The 24,289-nt window shown below is 56.3% G+C and carries 21 protein-coding genes, 3 tRNA genes and 1 pseudogene; 15 read left to right on the top strand and 10 right to left on the bottom strand.

The window, feature by feature from the left end:
* Positions 1-94: 94 nt before the first annotated feature.
* On the bottom strand, positions 95-601 hold the full coding sequence (locus OGI63_RS01160; protein ID WP_157821773.1) for an RNA polymerase sigma factor: 507 nt from the start codon (positions 599-601) through the stop codon (positions 95-97).
* Between the two features lie 540 nt (positions 602-1,141).
* On the opposite strand from OGI63_RS01160, the gene OGI63_RS01155 reads away from it, so the two are divergent.
* The 11 genes and pseudogenes from OGI63_RS01155 to OGI63_RS01115 all read left to right on the top strand — a co-directional run bounded on the left by OGI63_RS01155 (position 1,142) and on the right by OGI63_RS01115 (position 9,989).
* The gene (locus tag OGI63_RS01155) at positions 1,142-1,864 is read left to right on the top strand and encodes a hypothetical protein (protein WP_231837090.1); all 723 of its coding nucleotides are present in this window, start codon (positions 1,142-1,144) and stop codon (positions 1,862-1,864) included.
* A complete protein-coding gene (locus tag OGI63_RS14235) occupies positions 1,755-2,180 on the top strand; it encodes an ABC-three component system protein (RefSeq protein ID WP_319026322.1) in 426 nt (141 codons plus the stop codon). Before OGI63_RS01155 ends, OGI63_RS14235 begins: the two co-directional genes overlap by 110 nt.
* Entirely contained in the window at positions 2,173-2,592 is a 420-nt protein-coding gene (locus tag OGI63_RS01150; RefSeq protein ID WP_011742575.1) for an ABC-three component system middle component 2, read from the top strand. The genes OGI63_RS14235 and OGI63_RS01150 overlap by 8 nt, the downstream gene beginning before the upstream one ends.
* Positions 2,593-2,636: 44 nt before the next feature.
* The gene (locus OGI63_RS01145) at positions 2,637-3,413 is read left to right on the top strand and encodes an AAA family ATPase (protein WP_231837086.1); all 777 of its coding nucleotides are present in this window, start codon (positions 2,637-2,639) and stop codon (positions 3,411-3,413) included.
* Positions 3,414-3,582: 169 nt separating this feature from the next.
* Positions 3,583-4,419, top strand: a complete 837-nt coding sequence (locus tag OGI63_RS01140; protein WP_230468155.1) for a hypothetical protein — start codon at positions 3,583-3,585, stop codon at positions 4,417-4,419.
* A gap of 94 nt (positions 4,420-4,513) precedes the next feature.
* Positions 4,514-4,744, top strand: a pseudogene (locus OGI63_RS01135) (phosphoenolpyruvate carboxylase); the annotation flags it as partial.
* 1,092 nt (positions 4,745-5,836) lie between these two features.
* Positions 5,837-6,037, top strand: a complete 201-nt coding sequence (locus tag OGI63_RS14260; protein ID WP_034879698.1) for a DUF6199 family natural product biosynthesis protein — start codon at positions 5,837-5,839, stop codon at positions 6,035-6,037.
* 266 nt (positions 6,038-6,303) lie between these two features.
* The gene (locus tag OGI63_RS01130) at positions 6,304-6,705 is read left to right on the top strand and encodes an RDD family protein (RefSeq protein WP_011742571.1); all 402 of its coding nucleotides are present in this window, start codon (positions 6,304-6,306) and stop codon (positions 6,703-6,705) included.
* Between the two features lie 69 nt (positions 6,706-6,774).
* Positions 6,775-7,413 carry a hypothetical protein gene (locus tag OGI63_RS01125; protein WP_011742570.1) on the top strand — a complete coding sequence of 213 codons (639 nt, stop codon included), beginning with the start codon at positions 6,775-6,777 and terminating at the stop codon, positions 7,411-7,413.
* Positions 7,414-7,876: 463 nt separating this feature from the next.
* Complete coding sequence (locus OGI63_RS01120) at positions 7,877-8,572, top strand: carbonic anhydrase (protein WP_011742569.1); 696 nt, start codon at positions 7,877-7,879, stop codon at positions 8,570-8,572.
* Positions 8,573-8,648: 76 nt separating this feature from the next.
* Positions 8,649-9,989, top strand: coding sequence for a hemolysin family protein (locus OGI63_RS01115; protein WP_041777183.1), 1,341 nt, complete (start codon positions 8,649-8,651; stop codon positions 9,987-9,989).
* Positions 9,990-10,002: 13 nt separating this feature from the next.
* On the opposite strand, the gene OGI63_RS01110 is transcribed toward OGI63_RS01115, so the two are convergent.
* Entirely contained in the window at positions 10,003-10,704 is a 702-nt protein-coding gene (locus OGI63_RS01110) for a M48 family metallopeptidase (protein ID WP_021912820.1), read from the bottom strand.
* A 100-nt stretch (positions 10,705-10,804) separates the two neighbouring features.
* Here OGI63_RS01110 and OGI63_RS01105 point away from each other — a divergent pair.
* The 3 genes from OGI63_RS01105 to OGI63_RS01095 all read left to right on the top strand — a co-directional run bounded on the left by OGI63_RS01105 (position 10,805) and on the right by OGI63_RS01095 (position 11,067).
* Positions 10,805-10,878, top strand: a tRNA-Ile gene (locus OGI63_RS01105).
* 42 nt (positions 10,879-10,920) lie between these two features.
* Positions 10,921-10,993 (top strand) — tRNA-Ala (locus OGI63_RS01100).
* 1 nt (position 10,994) lies between these two features.
* Positions 10,995-11,067 (top strand) — tRNA-Ala (locus tag OGI63_RS01095).
* Positions 11,068-11,231: 164 nt separating this feature from the next.
* On the opposite strand, the gene OGI63_RS01090 is transcribed toward OGI63_RS01095, so the two are convergent.
* Positions 11,232-11,675: an MscL family protein gene (locus OGI63_RS01090; RefSeq protein ID WP_011742566.1), complete on the bottom strand. Its 444-nt coding sequence runs from the start codon at positions 11,673-11,675 to the stop codon at positions 11,232-11,234.
* A gap of 190 nt (positions 11,676-11,865) precedes the next feature.
* Here OGI63_RS01090 and gdhA point away from each other — a divergent pair, with 190 nt between their 5' ends.
* Positions 11,866-13,212: an NADP-specific glutamate dehydrogenase gene (gene gdhA, locus OGI63_RS01085; RefSeq protein WP_011742565.1), complete on the top strand. Its 1,347-nt coding sequence runs from the start codon at positions 11,866-11,868 to the stop codon at positions 13,210-13,212.
* Positions 13,213-13,444: 232 nt separating this feature from the next.
* Here gdhA and OGI63_RS01080 read toward each other — a convergent pair whose 3' ends face one another.
* The 7 genes from OGI63_RS01080 to dnaA all read right to left on the bottom strand — a co-directional run bounded on the left by OGI63_RS01080 (position 13,445) and on the right by dnaA (position 24,125).
* A complete protein-coding gene (locus tag OGI63_RS01080) occupies positions 13,445-13,981 on the bottom strand; it encodes a DUF3566 domain-containing protein (protein ID WP_003807186.1) in 537 nt (178 codons plus the stop codon).
* 74 nt (positions 13,982-14,055) lie between these two features.
* Entirely contained in the window at positions 14,056-16,770 is a 2,715-nt protein-coding gene (gene gyrA / locus OGI63_RS01075; RefSeq protein WP_021912818.1) for a DNA gyrase subunit A, read from the bottom strand.
* Positions 16,771-16,811: 41 nt separating this feature from the next.
* A complete protein-coding gene (gene gyrB, locus OGI63_RS01070) occupies positions 16,812-18,938 on the bottom strand; it encodes a DNA topoisomerase (ATP-hydrolyzing) subunit B (protein WP_033499638.1) in 2,127 nt (708 codons plus the stop codon).
* A 292-nt stretch (positions 18,939-19,230) separates the two neighbouring features.
* Entirely contained in the window at positions 19,231-19,716 is a 486-nt protein-coding gene (locus tag OGI63_RS01065; RefSeq protein ID WP_003807180.1) for a DUF721 domain-containing protein, read from the bottom strand.
* On the bottom strand, positions 19,716-20,927 hold the full coding sequence (gene recF, locus OGI63_RS01060; protein WP_011742563.1) for a DNA replication/repair protein RecF: 1,212 nt from the start codon (positions 20,925-20,927) through the stop codon (positions 19,716-19,718). The genes OGI63_RS01065 and recF overlap by 1 nt, the downstream gene beginning before the upstream one ends.
* Before the next feature lie 78 nt (positions 20,928-21,005).
* The gene (gene dnaN / locus OGI63_RS01055; RefSeq protein WP_011742562.1) at positions 21,006-22,130 is read right to left on the bottom strand and encodes a DNA polymerase III subunit beta; all 1,125 of its coding nucleotides are present in this window, start codon (positions 22,128-22,130) and stop codon (positions 21,006-21,008) included.
* Between the two features lie 495 nt (positions 22,131-22,625).
* Positions 22,626-24,125 carry a chromosomal replication initiator protein DnaA gene (gene dnaA / locus OGI63_RS01050; RefSeq protein WP_003807173.1) on the bottom strand — a complete coding sequence of 500 codons (1,500 nt, stop codon included), beginning with the start codon at positions 24,123-24,125 and terminating at the stop codon, positions 22,626-22,628.
* Positions 24,126-24,289 lie beyond the last annotated feature (164 nt).

Raw genomic sequence — 24,289 nt, 5'->3', positions numbered from 1 at the left:
ACACCTACAGCTTTGGCCATAGCCAAAATGTCTCCGCATGCATCGAAGTCATATGACGGGCTTCCTTTCACTCTGATAACACTGAAATGAACCATTAATGCTCCTTTCTTTCACAAACTGCTGATGTTGTCGTGTTCTTCGTTTCTTTGCTTTCGTCGCGAATAGCGGCACGAATTTTGCGCACAGCCGTTGAAAGCTGTTTGGACACCGCAGCTCGGGACACGCCCAGCTCTCGTGCCATATCTGATTGAGATGCCCCCTTTACCAGTACACCCCTGACGATATTGCGCTGACCTGCTGGCAGTTTTTCGATCTCCGCAAAGATAGCTTGCAAACAGTTAGCTCTTTCTCTCGCATCCTCCGCGCATAAGAGAATATCCTCAGAAGAAGCAGAACACCCCTGGGGTTCCCGCCCTGCACCAACCAAATCCTCATAGGAGCAAATAACTCCGCTGACACGGTCCGATCGATAATAAGCGTGAGCGGAACGTTCCTCCGCATTCCACAATTCCTGAAGTATCGTTTGAGGGGTACGTAGTGCAATATCACGTGGCGAACAACCCATACGGATTGCGCGCAAACATCTATCGCGTTCAACCATCGTCCGTAATTCCACTTCCGAACAGTTGTATATATCAGTTACGGACACATTACCGGCGCGCATTGCCTCATGTTTCAATGAAATTCTCATTCCAGTCTCGATCCCACCCAGTTATTGGGTCTTCGAGACCTGCTTGCATAGGCCACCACATGAGCATCCAACCTGCTGGATAAGCATGACGCGTCAGTTCAGGAGAAAACCGACGCGTCACCATGAATAAGCAGGCAGATCTCATGCATGTGATTAGTTAAAAGCCCCAGTCAGCTTCACTGCGGCACAACGGATGAACAGCCCAATGCCCTACTTCTATAACCGGTTATCGCATGACATCGAGTTGAAGAAGAAATTACGATGTGTCTGGTCTCAAATCCTTTCAATAGACGAAAGTTGCGCTTCTCTGATCCAGCTGTAAGCGGCGTATACTGGCGATATTCCAGTGTTTTACCGGCTTATTCGTCTGAATCTGGCTTCCATCGTAGGAACAGTGACCTCATGGGAAGGCGACGGATGAAGACAAATGGAGACGAGAAGGAGACTCACTTGGCCGAAACTACTGCTACCTATGCTCTGGGAGTCTTCTGTCAGCTCGTAAACCCTTATATATCTGGCGTAGACCACCACAAAAAGGGATTTATGAAGGATTTCTTCGATGCTGTGTTAGAGGATGACGGTCTAAGAAATCCACTTCCCCAACATCATCGAAACCGCAAACCCGGAAAGACCACTATTACCACCGGGGTCTGGTCTGGAATCAACGATACTGATCTGACTCGTTTTTATAACGGTCGCAAGAAGATTCCTGCCTGGAAAGCCGCCGAGTTTTATCAGCGCCTAGATATCTCGAAAGTAGAACGTCTTTGCTGCGATATCAGCATTGATGCCCTTGCCGATTTTCAAAAGGAGCTTATCAAGGCAAATATTAGAGTTACGGATATCAGTGAGCTTCCTTCTGCCACAGGAAAATGGCTTCTGTCAATACTCCAGGCGAATGCCGGTGGACGTGACATTCTCATCGACGGCATAAGCTTTCAGCCGAAATTCGATATTTTCGAAAACTTACCTCTGGCGTCTGGTCGCATCAACAACGGCAAATTGCACCTTGGGCGCTCTTCGGTCCCCTGGAAGGCTTATCCAATTCCACCGGATAAACCAGATGATCATCTTGAAAAAGACATACCTCACGCAGATGCAAGCCGCCTATGCCGATCACTTGCACAAGCCAATCAACTGTTCCGACGATCTTCCTCAGACATGTCGTCCTGAATACGCCAAGCAACGTGAATATTTTTACGATGCGGAAGGAATGCGCAGGAATCTACGGGATGTTATAGAAAACGGAGAGCAAGAATTTGATGCACTGAAGGTTGATCTTTATGACGGAATATGCGATACCTGCGCATCTGATTACGCCGATGGACTGTTACGCATGCGAGCAACGCTATCTCAGGCAGCCGGTTTCCCCCTATCCGGTTCAGTTATAGCCCAATTCCCATCAATGATTAAGGCAGCGGAAAAGAAAGGGCTGTGTCATATGCTGGTCAACGACCATATGCTGGAGTGGGTACACGAAAATGAATAATTCATTATTTAACACAACACAGGAAACAGCAACACGATTGACATTATGCCTTCCCCTTCTTTCTAGACCTTCCACAATTGACGAAATCACAGCCATTGACCTTATCGCCACCTATATGAAAACATTCGGATTCGGACAGCGCAATCTTCACGGCGATGGTCCACATGCTTTAGCCGAATATGATGCTCGTCGCAAACGAATACAAGCAGGATTAGCCCAACTCGTAATCGTTGGAGCAGCAACCGTGGATTCCACTTGCCTGTTGTACCGCGCCACTCCGGAATGTTTCCAATATTCGGAAGCATTGCACGGCGATTACGCTGCCTCCTATCGACAGGCTGTTCAGCTCTTGATAAAAAACGATTATGAAACCATCATGAACCGAATAACGAAAGAGAACAACCAGTTATGAGAAACACATGGATACGTCGAATTTCGGCAATCAGAAAGGACGGAGTGGAATCCGCCATTAATCTCACATGCGGGCTGAACTGCATTATCGGCGCTTCGAACACCGGGAAAACCAGAATCGCAAAAACCGTGGAATTTGCCTGCGGAGGGAAAGAGCTCCCCTTTACCGATAAAACTGCCTATGAAATTGCACAGGTCACGTTCGTGACCAACGGCGGTGAGGTTTCGCTTAGTCGTTCGATTCACGTTCAGAACACTATCCATGTAAAATCCAGCAACCCAATGATCGTCCCCGGTTCCTACTCCGTTTCATCACGTGCCGGTAAATCAATCAATACGGTTCTTCTTGCCTTACTAGGCGTTGAATCAACCCGTAGAATAGCGACAAACGAAACCTACCATACAGTTGCTTTCACATGGAATGCCATCAGACATCTCATGATTGTCCCCGAGGACCAAATAGGACGTGCACGCCCCTCCATTCTTTTCCCCAAAAGTACCTCTCTAGCAACTCTCACACAAAGTCTGTCCTCGTTGCTCGTGCTAGTTCAAGATGAAAAAATCGACAACTCCATACAGACAGAGAGTGCCAGCGAACGTCACGCCCGCAGAAAAGCCGTGGAACAGTTCATCCATCAGCAGTTGGATGATATAGAGCCTCGCATCAGACACCTTGAGGAGATGCGCCATATCGCAACAAATGAGGGGAAGACCATTCACACCTATTTAAGACCTTCACAAAAAAGCATTACACGTAGAACAGCAAAGACAAACTCTCCTCAATCGAGATGCCCATACCATCTCACATATCTCTCAGCTTAATCAACAATATGAGCACCTTGAGGTACTTATTCGCCAACGTAAGGTACTTATCAGTCAATACGAATCAGACGCTGCACGTCTTGATTTGCAACTACAGGCAATGAAACATGCCCGCACACATGCCTATCCCGCCACATGTCAGTTTTGCCACAGCCCCATCCACATGTCTGTGCCGACTGAACAGGACATTCTAATCGTCTCAACAGAAATTGAGCATATCCACAGAATCCAAGCAGACGTTGAAACCGATCTAGCCATCCTCGTCGACAAAGCCGATGAGGTGCAACAGGAGCTGCATCTGGAGAAACAGCAGCATCGGCAAAATATGCATTCGCTCAAATCCGACATTCAACCAACAGCGCAGCACATGCAACAAGATATTGAGCAAATTGCCCATGCAGAACAATTGCATGCGGAATATGCGGAACTCATAGCGCTGCATGCTCGTTTCAACAAGGCACTCGATGACGCTGGTCAAGCAACACAGAATGATGAAAAATACAAGCCACGCGAATGTTTCCAGAGTGATTTCTGGTATTCCATGAATAACACCATACGCAGCATTCTGCAACAATGTCATTTTCAAGGTGCTGATACTGCAGATTTCAGCAGATCTTCTTTTGATGTCGAAATAGCAGGGTATTCCAAGGCTGATGAACAAGGCAAGGGATACTGCGCATTTCTTAACAGCGTTGTTATGCTCGCATTTCATGATTATCTCAATGAACAGTCAAAGCATACTCCGGGTTGGCTGCTTATTGATACGCCTCTGCATGGGTTTGACGAAGGAATACGACCCCTGGAAGACTCATCCATGAAAGTGGGCCTGTTTTCCTATCTAGCGAAACAAGCGGTTTCACAACAAATCATCATTATCGAAAACACGAATCACATGGCTGGCATTCCTCTTGACGATAACATCAATATCGTCGAATTCTCGAAGGACAAGCACAACGGACGATACGGATACTTGGACGGGATTTACGATGTGTCTGACGAAAGTTAACGGCGGTCCCAAATCAAGTCACCTTGTCGAGGAGCGAACCCGCGCAGCCGCACTCCCCATGATTTTCCAAAGCCATTGACCGGACTAACTTGAGCGCATCGTGGGCGACAAGTGGCCGCTGCAGCACCGCCACGTGCTCGGCCAGGCCATCCGCATCCGCTCCCCGTACGTGGACGCGCTGTCCGTCACCCAGGTGCTCGCCCTCAGGTCGCTGCGCAAGAAGGTGGACAAGGAAGAGCTCACGCACGGACAGAAGGAGAACTACACCTACCTAATCCTGTGCACCGTGTCCGGTGTCGCAGCAGGCCTGCAGAACACGGGCTGATCTTCGGCTGACCGCCTGAATGATGCGAGCGGGGAGGTTCCGTGCCGATAAATGGCGCGGGCCTCCCCGCTCGCGTCGCGCGGCCCTAGCCTGGCCGGCGACAGCGCACAAAACAGGCACGCAGGCCGAGCGACAGACTCCCAATCATCCGACGTAACCCGGCGCCTGTCCGCGTTTACCCACGCCGCGACACCGACAGCCATCGTGGGCTTATACAACTGGTTCGGTCAGACTTATATTCTCGGCAGATTGAGCCTAGTCCACATTTCTCTATTTCTTCCTCGTCCTGCTTATAACCCCAATGACAACCCTTTTGGTTACGGCTTTCCTTCATGACAAACTGTCTTGGAAGAAGATTGTTCGCATCATAGCGCTGTCTTACTGTTTGACCATATTGGGTGTATTTCTGAACGAGTTGTGTTGTTGACGGAAGACGCCGCACTCGAAGGTTTTTGTTCAGCGCCTAACATGCAGCACTAGCATACTTATCCTCAATCCACTCATGATTCAGTAACAACTGCATGACTCCTGAAACACAGACACATAGCGAAGCCCTCGTTTGCAACTTCCACGAGAGAGAACCTTTGCTATTTTCACTAGAAAATCACACCCTAGAGTGCACCCCTACTCATTTTCCATTAGAATACTCTTAATATCTTAATCATTGTCGATTGAGATTAAATTTTCACATGGAGGAAATTATGAAATCCAGAAGAGTTTTTTTATTCTCCACAATTATCTCAGTTTGCCTATGCACAGTTATGACCACTCCAGCCTTTGCTGTAAATTGGTAGCAGGTTGGATGGATTGTCGCCAATAACGTCATCGACCGGGTAGTCAATCTCGATGGGCAAAGTTCAAATGATCAATATTCCACCTATATGGTTTCACCTTCCATTGTTTTCAACAATGGCACCAATGGGGGCGAATTCTATATGCGCCCTCAAGTCTCCAGCCGTGTGACCAGTTTCGAAATGCACGCGCATAGAGCTAACCCCGTCGATTTTGGAGCCAATATAGTTCTAGCCTTGTCCACAACCTCAGGCAAAAGGGTTATCAATAAAACAGTAGGGACAAACCAGAAGGAGAACAGTGCAGTACATATATCTCACAGCACTTGCCCTGCTAGGATTATGTATGCTTATTTTTCCAAGGCAACTCTGGAAAATAAGCAATTTCCTCTGGACTCAAAAAGGAGATCCGAGCAATCTATACACATCCTTAATGAGAATAAGCGGTGCCGCCTTTCTTGTTTTAGCTCTTATTCTTTTCATCTTCTGCAGACTGCAGTAACACCTACCTGATCCTGTGCACCGTGTCGGGTGTCGCAGCAGGCCTGCAGAACACCGGCTGATCTTCGGCTGACCGACCGCTCGATGAACGGGGAGGCCTACGCCGTTGACAGCGCGGGCCTCCCCGCTCGCGTTATCCGGCGTTTTGTCCTATTCTTATGGAATCCAACATAAGATTGAAATAACTTAGAAGGGGAACTACAGCATTACACTGAACCTTTTCTTATACTGTTTCCAATCTGGCCGGGTTCGTCAAGGAGGCCGTCAATGGGGAAAATATGGTGTCGCAGAGCAGCGTCATATATTCTTCGCATAATATTGCCAACTTCATTGCTATCACAATTAATAAACAGCGTTTTATATGGGAGATCTTCCATAGATGGAACCATGGGAATCTGGATTAACTGCGTCTCCATAATCATAGTTTGCGTGATTTCTGCCTGTTCTACGCGCAACGGACAAGCTTGGTCGCATCATTTTCTAGGACTGCAGGTAGTCGATCAATATTCCAACCTGCCCATATCGGGAGTAAGGATGGGTTTACGCGAGATAGCTCACTGCGTTGATTTCGTGCCATGTTTCATTGGGTTTCTTTGGCCTTTATGGGACACCAAAGGACAAACCTTCGCCGACAAAATTATGAGAACAACGATAATCAGTATAGAATAGATAGAACTAAAGTGACGCAAAGACGCATCACTGGATAAAAAATACTTTCGAAGCCAAAGGAGACTACGAATGAACCTTCATAAAAAAATCGCGTTCACCACAGTACTGGTGGCAATACTGGCGTTCTCTGGTACCCCATCAGCAATGGCTAGCACTTCTGGACATGACCGAAGCGCCTTCAATTCTTCTGCAGAAGTCGCTCTGCAAGAAAAACTCTCTAACATTGCTTCCACGAATAACTTAGACGTCGAATTCGGCGAATTTAAAATCGATGCTCCTCAAAGTACGATTGATGAATACCACGGTGACGCCAATCTATACGCTGAATCTATTGCGAAAGCATACGAAGAAGATACAGCCTCTAATACCAGAGAAACCAAAAACGCAAGCACACGCGGTACGGCAACATATACCTCAAGCGTCTTTTCTGGAGTCCCAGCAGGAGGAGCTTGTTGGGTAAAGCAAGATTTTCGAGCTACAGTAACGAATTACAAAGTTACCTCAAAATCCTTGCTTGGAAGCTCATACCAGACCGGGGTCTGTGTTTTCCAATGGTCTCCAAATTATTCCTGGTTTGAAGGAAATCTGAATGTTCTTAGCAAAGGAACTTTTCATGCGGTTGTCAAAGGAGGTCCCGTCTCTTTCGCCGCAACTTTCAAAGCATTTTTTCATACCAATAAAACATCGTTGTATCAAGAATTTCAATGAATAACAGCAAATATTGCAGTTACATGAAGTGCAATGATCATCGCTGAATCCATATGGCAACGCCCAAATCAGGCGCCGGGTGTCGCAGCAGGCCTGCAGAACACGGGCTGATTTTCGGCTGACCGCCTGGATGATACGAGCGGGGAGGTTCCGTGCCGATAAACGGCGCGGGCCTCCCCGCTCGCGTTCCCGGATTCAACTTGTAAGCGCAACGCCTTCTTAAATTAGAAACTGAACACTTCCAAACCTAGACAAGGCGTTGCACGTCTATTTAGCACCCGGGGCAGTCGCTCGGTTGGATGAGTCCGGCACGATACCGTCAGAGCCAAGGAATAGCTGCGTGATTATCTCCAAGAAAACGTCCGCAGCCCCTGCCTTAGATGGCGATTCAATCGAAACAACTTCAGAAACACCGTTTATGATGAACCATAGCCTGTGATGAAATGACAAAGAGGTGGAATCAATGACGGACGAACCATTTGTGAACCAGAACGACGTGGAAGGCACCGCAAGCGGCGTGTGGAGCCGTATGCTGGCCGGTAACCGTAGATTCGCGGAAGGCAAGCTGGAGCATCCGAACCGCAGCGTGGAAGCGCGCGAGGCGACTATCGACACGCATGAGCCGGAAGCGGCCATACTGAGCTGCTCCGACGCGCGTGTCAGCCCCGATATTATTTTCGACGCAGGCATCGGCGATCTGTTCACCGTGCGCACGGCAGGGCAGGTCATAGACGATGCTGTGATCGCCTCTTTGGAATACGCGGTGGACGTGCTCGGCGTGCGCCTTTTGGTGGTGCTCGGCCATCAGAATTGCGGCGCGATCAAGCAGGCATGCAAGGAATACGAGGCGTTGTTGCACGAGTTGACCGCCGACGCAGAGGATTCGCTGATGGCCGCTGACAGCGTTGCCGACCTTGACGAACGTATTCTGAACGCGAAATCGCTGATGCTGCGCACCGTCGGTTTTTCGATCTGGCAGGCGCACGAGTCGGAGCTGGAATCGACGGAGGATTTCGAGCGCGTGCACATCGCACGCACCATCGAGCAACTGGTGGAACAGTCCGAGGTGATTCAGCACGCGCTGGCGGAGGACCGGCTGATGATCACCGGAGCACGCTACCAGCTCGACACCGGAAAAGTCGAAGTATTGAGCTTCTGACGTTTTCCGGAAAAAGACGGCTTCCGGATCCGTTGCGTCGCGCTGTTTTGACATGCCGTTGCTTTAGATTGGAATCATGTCGCTTGGTTTGAACATCCTTCTGATTTTCATTTTCCTGCTGCTCGGTTCCGTGTTCGCCGGCACCGAACTGGCGCTGGTCAGCCTGCGCGGATCGCAGATCGACCAGATGGAACAGGAGGATGCGCGCGGCAAGCGTGTGGCGCAGATCGCACGCGACCCGAACACGTTCCTGTCCACCGTGCAGATCGGCGTGACGCTGTGCGGCTTCCTGTCCGCGTCGTTCGGCGAATCCTCAATCGCCCCGTATATCGTGCCGGTCATCGAAGACTGGGGTGTGCCGCATAACGTCGCCGCTCCCCTGACCACCATCGCGTTGACGCTGATCATCTCGTATTGCTCTATCGTCATTTCCGAACTGGTGCCGAAGCGTATCGCCATGCAACGCAACGAGCAGATCGCGCGTGCCGTGGTGCCGGCCATCCATGTGTTCGCCAAAGTGTGCAAGCCGATCATCTGGCTGATCGGCAAGAACACGAACGGCATCGTGCGGCTGCTCGGCTTCGATCCGAACGAAACCGACAGCGAGGTGTCCGACGACGAACTGCGCGTGCTCGTCAACACCAACACCAACCTCAGCAAGGACGAGCGCACCATCCTCGACGACGTGTTCGACGCATCCGAAACCATTGTGGCGGAGGTCATGCGTCCGCGTGCCGACGTCGCGTTCCTGGACGGCTCCATGCCGATTGCGGAAGCCGCCGCGTACGTGCGTGAAATGCCGTATTCGCGTTACCCCGTCACCGGCAAGGATTTCGATGATGTGCTCGGCTTCGTGCACGTGCGCGACCTGCTCGACATCCGCGATCCGAAGGCGAGAACCGTTGCCGACGTGACGCGTGAGGGCATTTCCCTGCCGGGCACGTCGAAGCTGCTGCCAAGCCTTGAGCTGCTGCGCAAACGAGGCATTCACCTGGCCGTGGTAATCGACGAATACGGCGGCACCGACGGCATCGTCACGTTGGAAGACATGACCGAGGAATTGGTCGGCGACATCCGCGACGAATACGACCTGCCGGAGGAAAAGGGCGGCGAACGCACAGAACGCGCCGCTTTCGTCAATGGCGTGGCCACCATCGAAGGTGGCATGACGATCGAGGATTTCGCGGATTTGACCGGCATCGAGCTGGAAGACGGCCCGTACGAGACGGTTGCCGGCTATTTCCTGGCGCACACCGGCAAAATGGGCGAGGTCGGCGACGTGCTGTCATCCGATGACGGTTATGACATGGTCGTCACCGAAGTGGACGGCCGTCGTATCGAAACGCTGGAAGTGCGTCGGCACACCGCCGATGAGGACGGTTCCGCGGCTGGCGATTCCGCGGCGGACGCCAAGTAACCCGAGCGGCCTCTTACAGCACCACCTGCCGGTTGATGTCGCGGCGCAACTGCCTCCATTGCGGCAGATAGGCGCTCATACGCCTTTGAAAGCCCTCTCCGTGGCCGTTCTCCCACAGGTGGGTCATCTCATGCACCAGCACGTATTCGAGGAATCTAGGGGCCATTAAACCAAGCTGCAGGTTAAGTCGGATACGTCCGGTCTTCGGCGTGCACGATCCCCAACGCGAACTCATCAGACGCAACGTGATATGCGTCGGCGTACGGCCAACGATCGGGCCCCATTTGGCAAGCAACACAGGCAATTGCGATTCGATGTTGCGTTGCGCCCGCGCCTTGGCCTCGTCCGTCCATACGAAAGCGGGCGGGTTGGCGGAAGCGCCAGTATCGCCAATATTGCCGTTTTGCGCACGCTGCGCGTTGAGTTGCGCGTCTCTGGCCTGCCGCATGCTGCGTTGCGCCCGTTCGATCCACGGCTTGCGTTCCGTTACAAACCGTTCGATAGCGCTTTGCGACATTCGTTGCGGCGCGGAGATGACGATATCCGCGTTCGGTGGTTTGATGCGCAGGTACATGTTTTTGATGGGTTTGCGCACGATGGCCACCCGCATGCCGGCGATGCTCGCCGTCGTTTCGGAAATCACGCGATTGCGGTTGCGATGCCCCACTCCCCTGCCGTAACGGCCGTTACCGCCGTTGCGCTGCCCGTATGTCATGCCTGCATTATGCCACGACACGCCGATGACACGGCGGCACTTGACTTTCCCTGTGATTCAAGTATCATTTCAATTCGTTGTGTTCAAGACACAGCAAGTTGGGCCCGTAGCTCAGGTGGTTAGAGCGCATCCCTGATAAGGATGAGGTCGGAGGTTCAAGTCCTCCCGGGCCCACGTAGATGGTAAGGAAGCGGCATAGCCGCTTTTTTCACCTATGGGGCTATAGCGCAGCTGGTAGCGCATCTGCTTTGCAAGCAGAGGGTCGCCGGTTCGAACCCGGCTAGCTCCACGGGGCTATGGCGCAGCTGGTAGCGCATCTCCATGGCATGGAGAGGGTCAGGGGTTCGAATCCCCTTAGCTCCACAGAATTGAAGGCTTCCGAGTAATCGGAAGCCTTTTTCGTATTCAGCCTCTTGTCGACCATCCAACGGACGCGATCGCCCGCAAACCAAATAAAACGGCCGCCCGCATACCCACAAGCGGCCGGAATCATCAAATCAATAGGGGAGCGGCACCACGAATCGCAACTAGTTGCGGGCCGTGTTCTGCTTGGCCAGCTCGTCACGAATCTGCTGCAGCAGCTGGACGGTCTGCTCTTCGGCAGACGGCTCTTCAGCGGCCTTTTCCTCGGCTTCCTTCTGCTCGGCAAGCTTGGTCTTGGCAAGCAGCGCTTCGGTCATGTCGCGGAACTTGTTAATCGGCACCAGAATGCAGAAATAAACGGCGGCCGCGATAATCAGGAAATTCAGAATCGCGCCCAGCACAGCGCCGAACGAGACGGTCGCGCCGTTGAACGTGATCGCCAGCAGGCCGTCCATATTCGGCTTGCCGAAAATCATGGCGATGAACGGGTTGATCACGCTGTTCACGATCGAATTGACCACGGTGGTGACGGCACCGCCCATAACAACACCGACAGCCATGTCGATCATGTTGCCGCGTGCAATGAACTTCTTGAATCCTTCAAGCATGGTTTTTCTCCTGTGGGAAATGAGGGAGTTGATGTTGCGGACGACGCTCTCTCCTCGCCTTCCACACACTATCCTATGGCGTTCCAAACGCCTCCAGCCAAATCTTGAGCAATATCTTGTGCGTCTCACAGTCAAGCACATAGAATGAAACCGCCGTATTGATAACCCAACTATCCCGAAGGGGAAAAATATGCTCACTGATGAGTACGTCAAGCGCGTGTACGCGCAGGTCGAGAAGCGCGATGGCGACCAGCCGGAGTTCCTGCAGGCCGTTCGCGAGGTCTTCGAAAGCCTCGAGCCGGTTGTTGAGAAGCACCCGGAATATGAGAAGGCGGGCGTGCTCGAGCGCCTCGTCGAGCCGGAGCGCGTGGTGAAGTTCCGCGTCGCCTGGACGGACGATGAGGGCAAGGTGCAGGTCAACCGCGGTTACCGCATCCAGTTCAACTCCGCGATCGGCCCGTACAAGGGCGGTCTGCGTTTCCACCCGAGCGTGAACGAGGGCGTCATCAAGTTCCTTGGCTTCGAGCAGATTCTCAAGAACTCCCTGACCAGCCTGCCGATGGGCGGCGGCAAGGGCGGCTCCGACTTCGACCCGAAGGGCAAGTCCGATGCCGAAGTCATGCGTTTCTGCCAGGCGTTCATGACCGAGCTGTGCCGTCACATCGGCCAGTTCACCGACGTTCCGGCCGGCGACATCAACGTCGGCGCCCGTGAGATCGGCTACCTGTTCGGCCAGTACAAGCGTATCCGCGACGAATACTCCGGCGTGATCACCGGCAAGGGCCTCGAATTCGGCGGCTCCCTGGCTCGCACCGAGGCTACCGGCTACGGCCTGTGCTACTACACCCAGGAAGCCCTGCGCGTCCTGAAGAACGATTCCTTCGAAGGCAAGACCGTCGTCATCTCCGGCTCCGGCAACGTGGCCATCTTCGCCACCGAGAAGGCCCAGGCCCTCGGCGCGAAGGTCGTCACCGCCTCCGATTCCAACGGCTACGTCTACGATCCGGACGGCATCAAGCTCGACATCGTCAAGGACATCAAGCTCGGCCACCGCGGCCGCATCAAGGAGTACGCGGAGCGTGTTCCGGGTGCCGAATACCACGAGGGCTGCAAGGGCGTGTGGACCGTGCCGTGCGACATCGCGCTGCCGTGCGCCACCCAGAACGAAATCGATGAGGAGTCCGCCAAGGCCCTCGTCGCCAACGGCTGCAAGGTCGTGTGCGAAGGCGCCAACATGCCGTCCACCCCGGAGGCAATCGCCGTCTATCAGGACAACGGCCTGCTGTACGGCCCGGCTAAGGCCGCCAACGCGGGTGGCGTGGCTGTGTCCGGCCTTGAGATGAGCCAGAACTCCTACCGCCTTTCCTGGACGTTCGAAGAGGTGGACAACAAGCTCAAGTCCATCATGGAGAACATCGTCGCCAATTCCCTGGCCGCCGCCAAGGAGTACGGCCATGAGGGCGATCTGATGCTCGGCGCCAACGCCGCCGGCTTCGTCAAGGTCGCCAACGCCATGGTCGCCCAGGGCGTGCTCTGATCGTCTTTCACAATCCGTTTCAACGGTCCGTGCGATTCGTTCGCACGGACCGTTTTCATATGCGTTACGGCATAACGCGCAACGCAGTATGACGATTGCATAAAAGCGACCGCATAATCGCGATTACATAAGAAAAGACGGCGCCTCCCGAAGTAGGGAAGCGCCGTCTTCTTATGTTGCACGAACGGCTTACGTTGCGCAAGCGCCGTACGAACGCCGTATGACGAATCGATCAGTCGTCGCCGAGCGTCACGTGGATGCCGCCGACCAGCGTGCTCACCACGTTGTACAGCAGCGTGAGAATCACCACCAGCACGGTGAACAGCACCACTTCGATGATGGAGAAGATGGTGACCGCGCTCAGCACGGTGCTCAGCGAAAGCACGTTGGCAAGGTCGAATCCGCCGGCGTCAAGACCGGTGGAGGACACGATCTGCGTCACCTGATCGAACACGCCGACCACGTTCAGCAGCAGCCACAGCAGCGTCACCGCGACGATCTGGATGATGCCTCCCGCGATGGAAAGCATGAACGCCACCTTGGCCGCGGACCATGCGTCGATGCGGGTCAGGGACAGGCTCATGCGGCGGGCGCGAGGCGCGCCACGACGCGCTTTTTCACGAACCTTCACACCGCCGGACGCGGCGGCCATGTTCTCATGCGCCTGAGACTGTTCCGTACCGCTCAACGGCTGGCTGGATGCGGAACGGGCCACGCGTGGGGCCTGCGCCCCTGCCTGCGCCTGATGGCTTTCATTGTTCTCGCTCATCGTTGCTCCTTGCAGAATCTTGCCTACTTCTAGCCGAGGCTACCAGTTTTCGCAGACGATTCCCCGCCTGTGTCTCAGGCCTCTACATTCTCGCCATCGCCGGCATCGGAAGTGGCTTCCGTACCGGTTTCAGCGGAGTTTTCAGTAGTGGTTTCGGCTTGCGATTGCGCGGCTGCGTCGTTCTGGACTGCTCCGTTTTCCGCGGCGGCCTGCTCGGCATCATCCTCGTCGGTCTCCTCGTTACGTGCTATGGAGATGATTTCGTCGTTCTTGTCAGGCTTGGCGAGCGTCACACCCTGGGTGGTACGTCCGGTGCGCTTGACTTCGGCGACGTTGGAGCGGATGACCTTGCCGGACTTCATGATGGCCATGATCTGGTCGGATTCCTCCACGATCACGGCACCCACCAGGGAGCCACGGCCTTCGGCGAGCTGCACGGCCTTGACGCCGTAGCCGTTACGGCCCTGCAGACGGTATTCGCTGATGGCGGTGCGCTTGGCGAAGCCCTCGTTGGTGACCACGAGCAGATCCCTGTCGGAATCGCCCTGCACCACATCCATGGCCAAAAGCTCGTCGCCGTCGCGGAACTTCATGCCCTGCACACCGGCGGTCTGGCGGCCCATCGGGCGCAGCTGCTCGTCGTTGGCTTCGAACTTCAGGCTCATGCCCTGCTTGGAGACGAGGATGATGTCGTCGTCGGCGTTGCACAGCGCGGCACCGATCAGCTCGTCGGCGTTCTCGCCGTTCTCGTCGGTCATGAGTCGTACCGCGATCAGACCACCCTGACGCGGGGAGTCGTATTCGGCGAGCGCGGTCTTCTTGACCTTGCCGGAACGGGTGGCGAGCACCAAGTACTTGGCCACGTCGTAGTTCGGAATCGACAGCACGGTCTGGATCGTCTCGTCCGGGCCGAACTGCAGCAGGTTCGCCACGTGCTGTCCCTTGGAATCGCGGGAGCCTTCCGGCAGCTCGTATGCTTTCAGACGGTACACGCGGCCCTTGTTGGTGAAGAACAGCAGCCAGTTGTGCGTGCTGGTCAGGAAGAAGTGGTCCACCACGTCGTCCTCGCGCAGCTTGGCGCCCTTGATGCCCTTGCCGCCGCGGTGCTGCGCGCGGTATTCGTCGGCCTTGGTGCGCTTGATGAAACCGGAGTGGGTCACGGTGACGACCACGTTTTCTTCGGCGATCAGGTCTTCGACGTTCATCTCGCCGGAGTACGGCAGAATCTTGGTACGGCGTTCGTCGCCATACTTGGCGACGATTTCGTCCAGCTCGTCGCCGACGATCTTGCGCTGGCGTTCCGGCTTGGCGAGGATGTCGTTGTAGTCGGCGATCTTGCGCATGAGCTCGTTGTGCTCGTCGAGGATCTTCTGACGTTCCAGGGCGGCCAGTCGGCGCAGCTGCATGGCGAGGATGGCGTCGGCCTGCACCTCGTCCACGTCAAGCAGGTCCATAAGGCCCGTGCGGGCGGTCTCCGCGGACTCGGAGGCACGGATGAGGGCGATGACCTCATCGATCATGTCAAGGGCCTTCAGATAGCCCTGCAGGATGTGGTCGCGTTCCTCGGCCTCGCGCTTGAGGTAGGCGGTACGGCGTGCGATGACTTCGAGCTGGTGGTTTACCCAATGACGGATGAACGCATCCAGGGACAGCGTGCGCGGCACACCGTCGACCAGTGCCAGCATGTTCGCGCCGAAGGTCTGCTGCAGCTGGGAATGCTTGTACAGGTTGTTGAGCACGACCTTCGGCACGGCGTCGCGCTTGAGCACGAGCACGAGGCGCTGGCCAGTACGGCCGGAGGTTTCGTCGCGCATGTCGGCGATGCCTTGGATCTTGCCGTCGCGCACCGCTTCGCGGATGGACACGACCAGACGATCCGGGTTGACCTGGTACGGCAGTTCGGTGATCACGAGGCACATGCGGCCCTTGATCTCCTCGGTGTTCACCACGGCTCGCATGGTGATGAGGCCACGGCCGGTACGGTACGCCTGTTCGATGCCCTTATGGCCGAGAATCGTGGCGCCGGTAGGGAAGTCCGGTCCCTTGATGATGCGGATCAGGTTGTCGAGCAGTTCCTCACGGCTCGCGTCCGGATGGTCGAGCGCCCAATGCACGCCTTCTGCCACCTCGCGCATGTTGTGCGGAGGAATGTTGGTCGCCATGCCGACGGCGATGCCGGACGAGCCGTTGCACAGCAGGTTCGGGAAGCGGGCCGGCAGCACGGTCGGCTCCTGCGTCTTGCCATCGTAGTTCGGCAGGAAATCGACGGTGTCCTTGTCGATGTCACGCACCATTTCCATGGCGAGCGGCGCCATACGGCATTCCGTGTAACGCATTGCGGCTGCCGGGTCGTCGCCGGGGGAGCCGAAGTTGCCCTGGCCGTCGACGAGCGTGTATCGCATCGACCACGACTGCGCCATACGCACCAACGTGTCGTAGATGGCGGAATCGCCGTGCGGATGGTACTTGCCCATGACTTCGCCGACGACGCGTGCGCACTTGGAGTAGCCGCGGTCAGGGCGGTAGCCGCCGTCGTACATCGCGTAGATCACGCGGCGGTGCACCGGCTTCATGCCGTCTCGCACGTCCGGAAGGGCACGATCGACGATGACGGACATGGCGTACGCCAGATAGGATTCGCGCATTTCCTGCTGCAGATCCTTCTTCTGGACGCGTTCGCCGACCATCAGGCCATAATCGGTGTTGTCGGCCTCCTGCGGGCTCAACGGTTCCATGGAGCCGTCAGGCACGAACTGGCCGTCTTCGTTGCTGTTGTTTTCGTCTGCCAATTTCTAATCCTTGCTTTGAAGTCCTGCGAAACCCTACGCGTTTACGCGTCGATCCAGCTGACGTTGCGTGCGTTGCGCTGGATGAACAGACGACGTGGTTCGACTTCGTCGCCCATGAGCATGGAGAAGGTCTCGTCGGCCGCGGCCGCGTCTTCGATCTGCACCTGCTTCAGAATGCGATGGTCAGGATCCATGGTGGTCTCCCACAGTTCCTGGTAGCTCATCTCGCCCAGACCCTTGTAGCGCTGGATGCCTTCGCCCTTCGGCAGCTGGCGGCCCGCGGCCTTGCCTTCGGCGAGCACGCGGTCGCGTTCGGCGTCGGTGTACACGAAGTCGTGCGGGCCCTTGGTCCACTTGAGGCGGTACAGCGGCGGCATGGCCACGTACACGTAGCCGGCGGTGATCATCGGACGCATGTAGCGGAAGAACAGCGTCAGGTTCAGGGTTGCGATATGCGCGCCGTCCACATCTGCATCGGCCATGATGATGACCTTGTGGTAGCGCACCTTGTTGAGGTCGAAGTCCTCGCCGTAGCCGCCGCCGACGGCGGTGATCAGCGATTCGATGGTGTCCGACTTCATCATGCGGTCCAGGCTTGCGCGCTCGGTGTTGAGGATCTTGCCTCGCAGAGGCAGGATGGCCTGCGTGATCGGGTTGCGTCCCTGGATGGCGGAGCCGCCTGCGGAATCACCCTCCACGATGAACAGCTCGCATTCTTCGGGGTTGTTGGACTGGCAGTCCTTGAGCTTGTCCGGCATGCCGGCCGATTCGAAGATCGACTTGCGGCGGGTGTTCTCACGTGCCTTCTTGGCGGCCAGACGCGCACGGGAGGCCTCGATGGCCTTCTGGATGATGTTCTTGGCCTCGTTCGGGTGGGCGTCGAACCAGTCGCCGAGCTTGTCGGTCATGACGCGCTGCACGAAGGTCTTCGCTTCGGAGTTGCCGAGCTTGGTCTTGGTCTGGCCTTCGAACTGCGGGTTGGTGAGCTTGACGGACACGACGGCGGTCAGGCCTTCGCGCACGTCGTCGCCGGACAGGTTCTCGTCCTTGTCCTTGAGGATGTTCTTCTCGCGGGCGTAACGGTTGACCAGCGAGGTCAGCGCGGCGCGGAAGCCTTCCTCATGGGTGCCGCCTTCGGTGGTGGAGATGGTGTTGGCGAAGGTGTGCACGGCTTCGGAATACGCGGTGGTCCACTGCATGGCGATTTCCGCGGAGATGCCGATCTTCAGGTCCTCGGCCTCGAAGTCGATGACGTCCGGTTCGACCGGGGTGGCCTTGCGGGACTTCACCAGGTAGTCGACGTAGTCCTTGATGCCGTCGTTGTACTGGTAGGTGACGGTCTGGAACTTGTCTTCGGTTTCGGATTCCTCGCCGGAAACCTCGTCGCCGGCCTGGTCGGGCTCGCGCAGGTCGGTCAGGGAGATCTTCAGGCCCTTGTTCAGGAACGCCATCTGCTGGAAGCGGTTGCGCAGGATCTCGAAATCGTAGGTGGTGGTTTCGAAGATCTTGCCATCGGCCCAGAAGGTCACGGAAGTGCCGGTGGACTCGCCTTCCTCCATCGGCTTGCCCTTGAGCAGACGCGCGGTCGGCTTCTGGTCGATGTAGGTCTGGGTCCAGTGGAAGCCCTGACGGCGCACTTCGATGTCCACGCGGGTGGACAGCGCGTTCACCACGGAGATGCCCACGCCGTGCAGGCCGCCGGAAACCGCGTAGCCGCCGCCACCGAACTTGCCGCCAGCGTGCAGCTTGGTCATCACGGTTTCGACACCGGAGATGCCTTCACCCGGCACTTCGTCGACCGGGATGCCTCGGCCGTCGTCCACCACACGCACGCCGCCGTCCGGCAGAATCGTCACTTCGATGTGCGACGCGTAGCCGGCAAGCGCCTCGTCGACGGAGTTGTCGACGATCTCATACACCAGATGGTGCAGGCCGCGAGGGCCGGTGGAGCCGATATACATGCCCGGGCGGATACGCACCGCCTCAAGGCCTTCCAGCACCCTCAGATCGGACGCGTCGTAGTGTTCCGGAGACAGCGAATCGTCAAGTTGCGCATCTTCGAGCTGGTCGTTCTGGATCTGATCCTGAATCTGATCTTCCTGCGTGTTTTCAGCTGATTCGTTCAGCGAATCCGCATCAAGGTCTGCCACAGAGATTCCTTCCTGCATTTTTCCCGCCATCAAGGGTCATTTCCGCAGGTGATACCACCTAGAACGCAAATAAAGGCCCCTTCTAGGCGTTTACATACACTGCTGGATATTCTACTCATGGAGGGGGACAGCGCGCTATAGACATTTGTCCTTGGAATTCAACGGTTTTCAACGGCTTCGGCATGGTTCCGAACGCGTCCGACGAGCCGGAAAACCTCCGTAAACCCCGTCGCAACGGCCTGTTTCACGCGCGCCACAATCGATCTCTCCTGTCAGAGAGGTCGATTGTAAGTCGACTTCGCAATAGCCCTCAGTAGCGAATCTTCCTTGAGATACGCCCACGGCTGAACCCTTGGCTCTGCGGGCCGGTGACCCTCACCTCATTGATGGTCAGACCTTCGAGTTTCCTGCGGATGGTGTCCGTCAGCAACGGCGTCATATACGACAGGGTGGTGGTCCAGGCCGGGCTGTCGCAACGTATCGTCAGCACGCCGTCTCGCAGGCTGGCGGGGTAGGAGTGCTTCGCGTTCTCCACGCCCACCACCTGGTCCCAATGGTCGCGCATCTGCGCCATTTTGAGGTGGGGTATCCATGCGCCGTTCGATGCCAGCAGATTGAACAGGCTGCCGACGGTTTCCGGATCGCGTCCGGGTTTGCCGAAGCTTTCCCACGCCTTGCGCGCGCGTTCCTCGCGTTCCTTGAGCCGCCCGGCACGGTCGCTGATGCGGTCGAACACTTCGGCCGGCAGTTTGCGTTGGTCGAGGTTCAGCAGTTCGCAGATTGGTGGTTTCGGCATTAGGATTCGGCCTCGATTCCTTGCGATTGCGCGCCACGTCCGGCGGCAAGCATGGCCGCCATCGCCGCGATATCGCCGTCCGTCTCCTGCGATTGCGCACGCAGCGCGGCAACGTCGATGACATGCGCCTCGCCTTGCGGAATATCGCTTGCCGCGGCGACGGTGATCAGCACCTGGTCCTGCCGTCGCGCGAAGTCGAGGATCTGCCCGCGACGGGACTCGTCGAGCTGGGCGAACACATCGTCGAGTATCACGATCGGCTTGACGTCGCGCTGCGCCGAAACCACTTCGTACAGCGCCATTTTCAGGGCCAACGCCATTGTCCACATCTCGCCGTTCGAAGCGAATTCGCGGGCTGGCATGTCGTTGAGCCGCAATGTCAGATCATCGCGCTGCGGTCCGATCAGATTCTGCCCACGGGCCACTTCGCCGGGGTAGATGCGTTGGAAATGACGGCTGATTTCCGCGGCCGGCTCGTCGAACAGAAGCACCTCGTCGAAGGACGGCTCATACACCAGGTCGGCCTGTTCCTCTTCGCCCGCCAACGAAGCATAGATGCGGGTGAACGGCTCGCGCAGCAGTCCGATCACATCGTTCCGGTCCTTGGTCAATTGCACGCCGAGGGCGATGAATTGGCCGGTCCACACTTCCAGACCGCTCAGCACGGCCTGACGCCCGTATTCGGGATCGATGCCGGAGCCGTCGGACAGCTGTTTGAGCAATGCGGCACGCTGTTTGGCAACGTGCGTGAACTGTTGCAACGACTGCGCATAACGGGGCAACAGCAGCGAAGCCGCCTGGTTGAGGAAGTTCCGTCGGGTGGCCGGATCGCCAGACACCAACCGCTGGTCTTCGGGGGTAAAGGACACGGAGGGGACCCAACCCACGATATCCCTCATATATTGCGATTTTCCGCCGTCCACGCGCGCCCTGTTGGCGCCTCGCGCGGCGATGGTGATCTCATATGTGCGCTGTTCGCCCGCATCTTCGACGTTGGCCCGGACAGTGGCGGAAGGGTGGCCTTTTTCGACCAGCGGCAGCGATGACGAGGTGCGGTGGCTGGAGCCGGTGGACAGCACTTCCACGGCTTCCACGATATTGGTTTTCCCTAGGCCGTTCGAGCCTTGGAGAATGTTGATTCCCGGTTCGAAATCAAGCACGCAATGGTCCCATGACCGGTAATGGTCGAGCGCGAGACGGGAGATATGCATGAAAACCGGGATTCCTTGAAGGTGATGGCATGGTGGCCCGGACGGGAACTTGCCGTCCGGGCCACAGGTGGAACGAAATCAGTTGTTGAAGCGCATCGGAACGAGCAGGTAACGGTAGTCCATGGATTCGTCGGAATCCGCTTCCTGCTGGCCGTTGAATTCCACGGGCTTGACCGCGGTGGTCATCTTCATGCGCACGAACGGCTCGCTGATGGCGCTCAGGCCGTCGACCAGATAGGAGGGGTTGAACGCCACGGTGATGTCCTCGCCGTCCATGTCGATGTCGAGAATCTCCTTCGCCTGTGCTTCGTCGGCGGTGCCGGCCGACAGCGTCAGCTCCTGGCCGGAGAAGACCATGCGGATCGGGGCGTTGCGTTCGGCGACCAGCGAAACGCGCTTGATGGCGTCGATGAGGGCCTGCTTGTTGATGACGGCATGAATCGGGTATTCATCGGCATACAGGCGGTCAACGGCCGGGAATTCGCCGTCGATGAGCTGGGAGGTGGACACGCGGCCGGCGTTCTCGAAGCCCAGCAGGGACGGGTTGTCCGCATCGAAATCGATGGTGACGTTCTGATGCTCGTCCAGCGAACGTGCCATGTCGCGCAGCAGCGAGCCACGGACCAAAGCGGTGGTGCTGATGGTCGCATCCTCCGGCGTCCAGGTGAAGCTGGAACGGGCCAGACGGAAACGGTCGGTGGAGCTCATGATGACCTTGTCGCCCTGGAACTGGACGCGGATGCCGGTGAGCACCGGACGGTTCTCCTCACGGGAGACCGCGACGGACGCCTGGTTGACGGCCTGAGCGAAGGTGGGGGAGTCCACCTGACCCAGTTTCGTCGGCACCACGGGCAGATCCGGATATTCGCTTTCCGGCATGAGCTGCATGGTGAAGGTCGACTTGCCCGACGTGATGGTCATCGTGGAACCATCGGTGGAAAGATAGGTTTTCGCAGCGGGCAGCGACTTGGTGATGTCGGCAAGCAGTTTGCCCAGCACCAGAACGCTACCGGCCTCGTCCACGCCGGCTTCGATGTGGTGGCGTGCGGAAATGGCGTAGTTGAAGGCGGAAAGCTGGAGTGTGCCGTCAATGGCTTCCAGACGGATGCCCGCCAGAATCGGGGTTGCGGGACGTGCGTCGATGACACGTGTGGTCCATGCCACGGCATCGGCAAGAGCTTGGGAATTGACTTCGACTTTCATGGGGTATTCCTCGTTTCGTTCGATCCACATGCCATTCTAGCGATAAGAGCAACGACGACGAAAGCGTGGGGAATTCCCCGCATTACGAGAATGACGATGAAAGTAAGAAAAACGTACTTTCGTAATAATAAGCCCTGTGGATAGTGTGGATAAGCTCGCGTAGCCCAAGTGCAGCAACGCTTCAGTACGAGACGTCACCTGTGGATAACTTCTGAGTCGAATGTGGATAAGAGCATGGGTTATCCACAGGCTCATGGCCGCGCAAAACTTATCCACAATTCACTGTGAATAATCCACGAGTCATCCACTGCCGTTTTCCGTGTTTCCAACGGCTTTTCCACAGACCTTTCCCCGAAATGTGGATATGTATGTGGAAAACTCGATGTACAAGAAATTATGTCCGGGCGTGTCACGCGGATAGTAAAAAGGCTGGTAAATAATTTACCAGCCTAAGGAAAACCGTTGGAAATACGCCGTTTGTTGTGGTTGCTTCCGTTACTTGTCGTTGGAACGCTGCTTGAGCTGCAGAGTCAACTCGGTCACGTAGTTGTAGATCTCCTGCTTCTCCTGCATCTCGTCGTTGATGCGCGTATACGCGTGCATCACGGTGGTGTGGTCCTTGCCGCCGAAGACCAGGCCGATGTCGTTGAGGCTCATGCTGGTCAGCTCGCGTACCAGATACATGGCGATCTGGCGTGCCAGCGCGATCTTCTTGGTACGCGAACGGCCGACGATGTCGTCGAACGTCAAATAGAAGTACTTGGCCACCTGCGTGATGATGTCCGCGGGCTTGATCTCCACGTCGGTGGTGAAGAAGTCCTGCAAAGTCTGCTCCGCAAGGGCTTTGGTGACCGGCTGGTTGCTCAGCGACGCCATGGCGGTCACACGGTTCAGCGCGCCTTCCAGCTCGCGGATGTTCTCGGTGAACCGTTCCGCGATCAGGTTGAACACGTCGTTGGGAATATTGGAGCCGTTCATGGTGGCGATCATGCGCAGAATGGCGATTCGCGTCTCCAGATCCGGCGGTTTGACGTCCACGGTCAGGCCCGATTCGAAGCGGGAGATCAGACGTTCGTTGAAGCCCTGCAGGTCCTTCGGCGGCACATCGGAGGCGATCACGATGCGCTTGTTGGCCTGATGCAGGGTGTTGAACGTGTGGAAGAACTGCTCAAGGGTCGCGTCCTTGCCGCTCAGGAACTGGATATCGTCGATGAGCAGCACGTCGACCTCGCGGTAGCGGCGGTTGAATTCCTTGATCTGGCCGGAACTTTGGTTCGTATCGGCCAGAGCCTCGATGAATTCGTTGGTGAATTCCTCACTGGTGACGTAGCGGACCTTCAGATTGGGGTCCTTGACCAGCGCGTAGTTGCCGATGGCGTTCAGCAAATGGGTTTTGCCCAGGCCGGAGCCTCCGTAGATACACAACGGATTGAAATCATGGCCGGAACCCTCCGCCACGGCCAGCGCCACGGTACGTGCGAAACGGTTGGAATCGCCGGGCACGAAGGTGTCGAAGGTGGCGTTCTTGTTCAAATGCGTTTCGGGGTCGAGCAGCGGCCTGTTCTGGCCGCTCTGGAAATGGTCCTGTTCCGGCGGCATCGTCGCGGGAATCGGCAACTGGCCCTGCATCGTCTCGTTCGCAGGGGACTTCGCCGGCGATTTCGCGGGGGAGAAGCGCGGATAGGTTTCCTCCGGCTGTTCCTCCGTTTTCGGCTTCATTTCAACGATTTTGAAGGCGGGGAAGATGTCCTGTTCGGCGGATTCGCGCAACGCCTCCATCAACGGCTTGTTCAATTCGGTCTGCAAAGCCTGCTGAGCCGCCTCACTGGGCACGCACAGCATGATGGTCGGACCCCACATGCCTTCGGGATAGACGTTCTCCAGCCAGCTTTTGTCACGTACGGACAGCGACGGATTCTGGTGCAGCAGGGCCAAAGCGTCGGACCACACCCCACGAGCCTGCTCGAGAGGATCTGTTGTCGTGTTATCAGCCACGGATAATCCTTTCTCGACAGACGTACCACTGATGTGCAACTGTATATTTGTACTCTCTTTTCCCCGAGTTATCCACCGGCGTGCGTGTTGAAAAGATTGAAATGTGAATAACATTGTTGTAGTTTGTGGATAACTTTTGTGGGGGAATTCGGCGGAATCGCAAC

This window comes from Bifidobacterium sp. KRGSERBCFTRI (genome assembly GCF_025908335.1).
The sequence above is the reverse complement of the archived record's forward strand: the minus strand, read 5'-3'. Positions and strand labels throughout refer to the sequence as shown.

Excerpts from the sequence above, each read along its gene's own strand:
- OGI63_RS14235 (WP_319026322.1), top strand. The coding sequence starts at position 1,755 with ATGATCATCTTGAAAAAGACATACCTCACGCAGATGCAAGCCGCCTAT.
- OGI63_RS01125 (WP_011742570.1), top strand. The coding sequence starts at position 6,775 with ATGAACCTTCATAAAAAAATCGCGTTCACCACAGTACTGGTGGCAATA.
- recF (WP_011742563.1), bottom strand. The coding sequence starts at position 20,927 with ATGCATATCTCCCGTCTCGCGCTCGACCATTACCGGTCATGGGACCAT.
- OGI63_RS01130 (WP_011742571.1), top strand. The coding sequence starts at position 6,304 with ATGGGGAAAATATGGTGTCGCAGAGCAGCGTCATATATTCTTCGCATA.
- gdhA (WP_011742565.1), top strand. The coding sequence starts at position 11,866 with ATGCTCACTGATGAGTACGTCAAGCGCGTGTACGCGCAGGTCGAGAAG.
- OGI63_RS01160 (WP_157821773.1), bottom strand. The coding sequence starts at position 601 with ATGGTTGAACGCGATAGATGTTTGCGCGCAATCCGTATGGGTTGTTCG.
- OGI63_RS01110 (WP_021912820.1), bottom strand. The coding sequence starts at position 10,704 with ATGACATACGGGCAGCGCAACGGCGGTAACGGCCGTTACGGCAGGGGA.
- OGI63_RS01090 (WP_011742566.1), bottom strand. The coding sequence starts at position 11,675 with ATGCTTGAAGGATTCAAGAAGTTCATTGCACGCGGCAACATGATCGAC.
- OGI63_RS01115 (WP_041777183.1), top strand. The coding sequence starts at position 8,649 with ATGTCGCTTGGTTTGAACATCCTTCTGATTTTCATTTTCCTGCTGCTC.
- OGI63_RS01120 (WP_011742569.1), top strand. The coding sequence starts at position 7,877 with ATGACGGACGAACCATTTGTGAACCAGAACGACGTGGAAGGCACCGCA.
- dnaN (WP_011742562.1), bottom strand. The coding sequence starts at position 22,130 with ATGAAAGTCGAAGTCAATTCCCAAGCTCTTGCCGATGCCGTGGCATGG.
- OGI63_RS01150 (WP_011742575.1), top strand. The coding sequence starts at position 2,173 with ATGAATAATTCATTATTTAACACAACACAGGAAACAGCAACACGATTG.
- OGI63_RS01065 (WP_003807180.1), bottom strand. The coding sequence starts at position 19,716 with ATGCCGAAACCACCAATCTGCGAACTGCTGAACCTCGACCAACGCAAA.
- OGI63_RS01080 (WP_003807186.1), bottom strand. The coding sequence starts at position 13,981 with ATGAGCGAGAACAATGAAAGCCATCAGGCGCAGGCAGGGGCGCAGGCC.
- gyrB (WP_033499638.1), bottom strand. The coding sequence starts at position 18,938 with ATGCAGGAAGGAATCTCTGTGGCAGACCTTGATGCGGATTCGCTGAAC.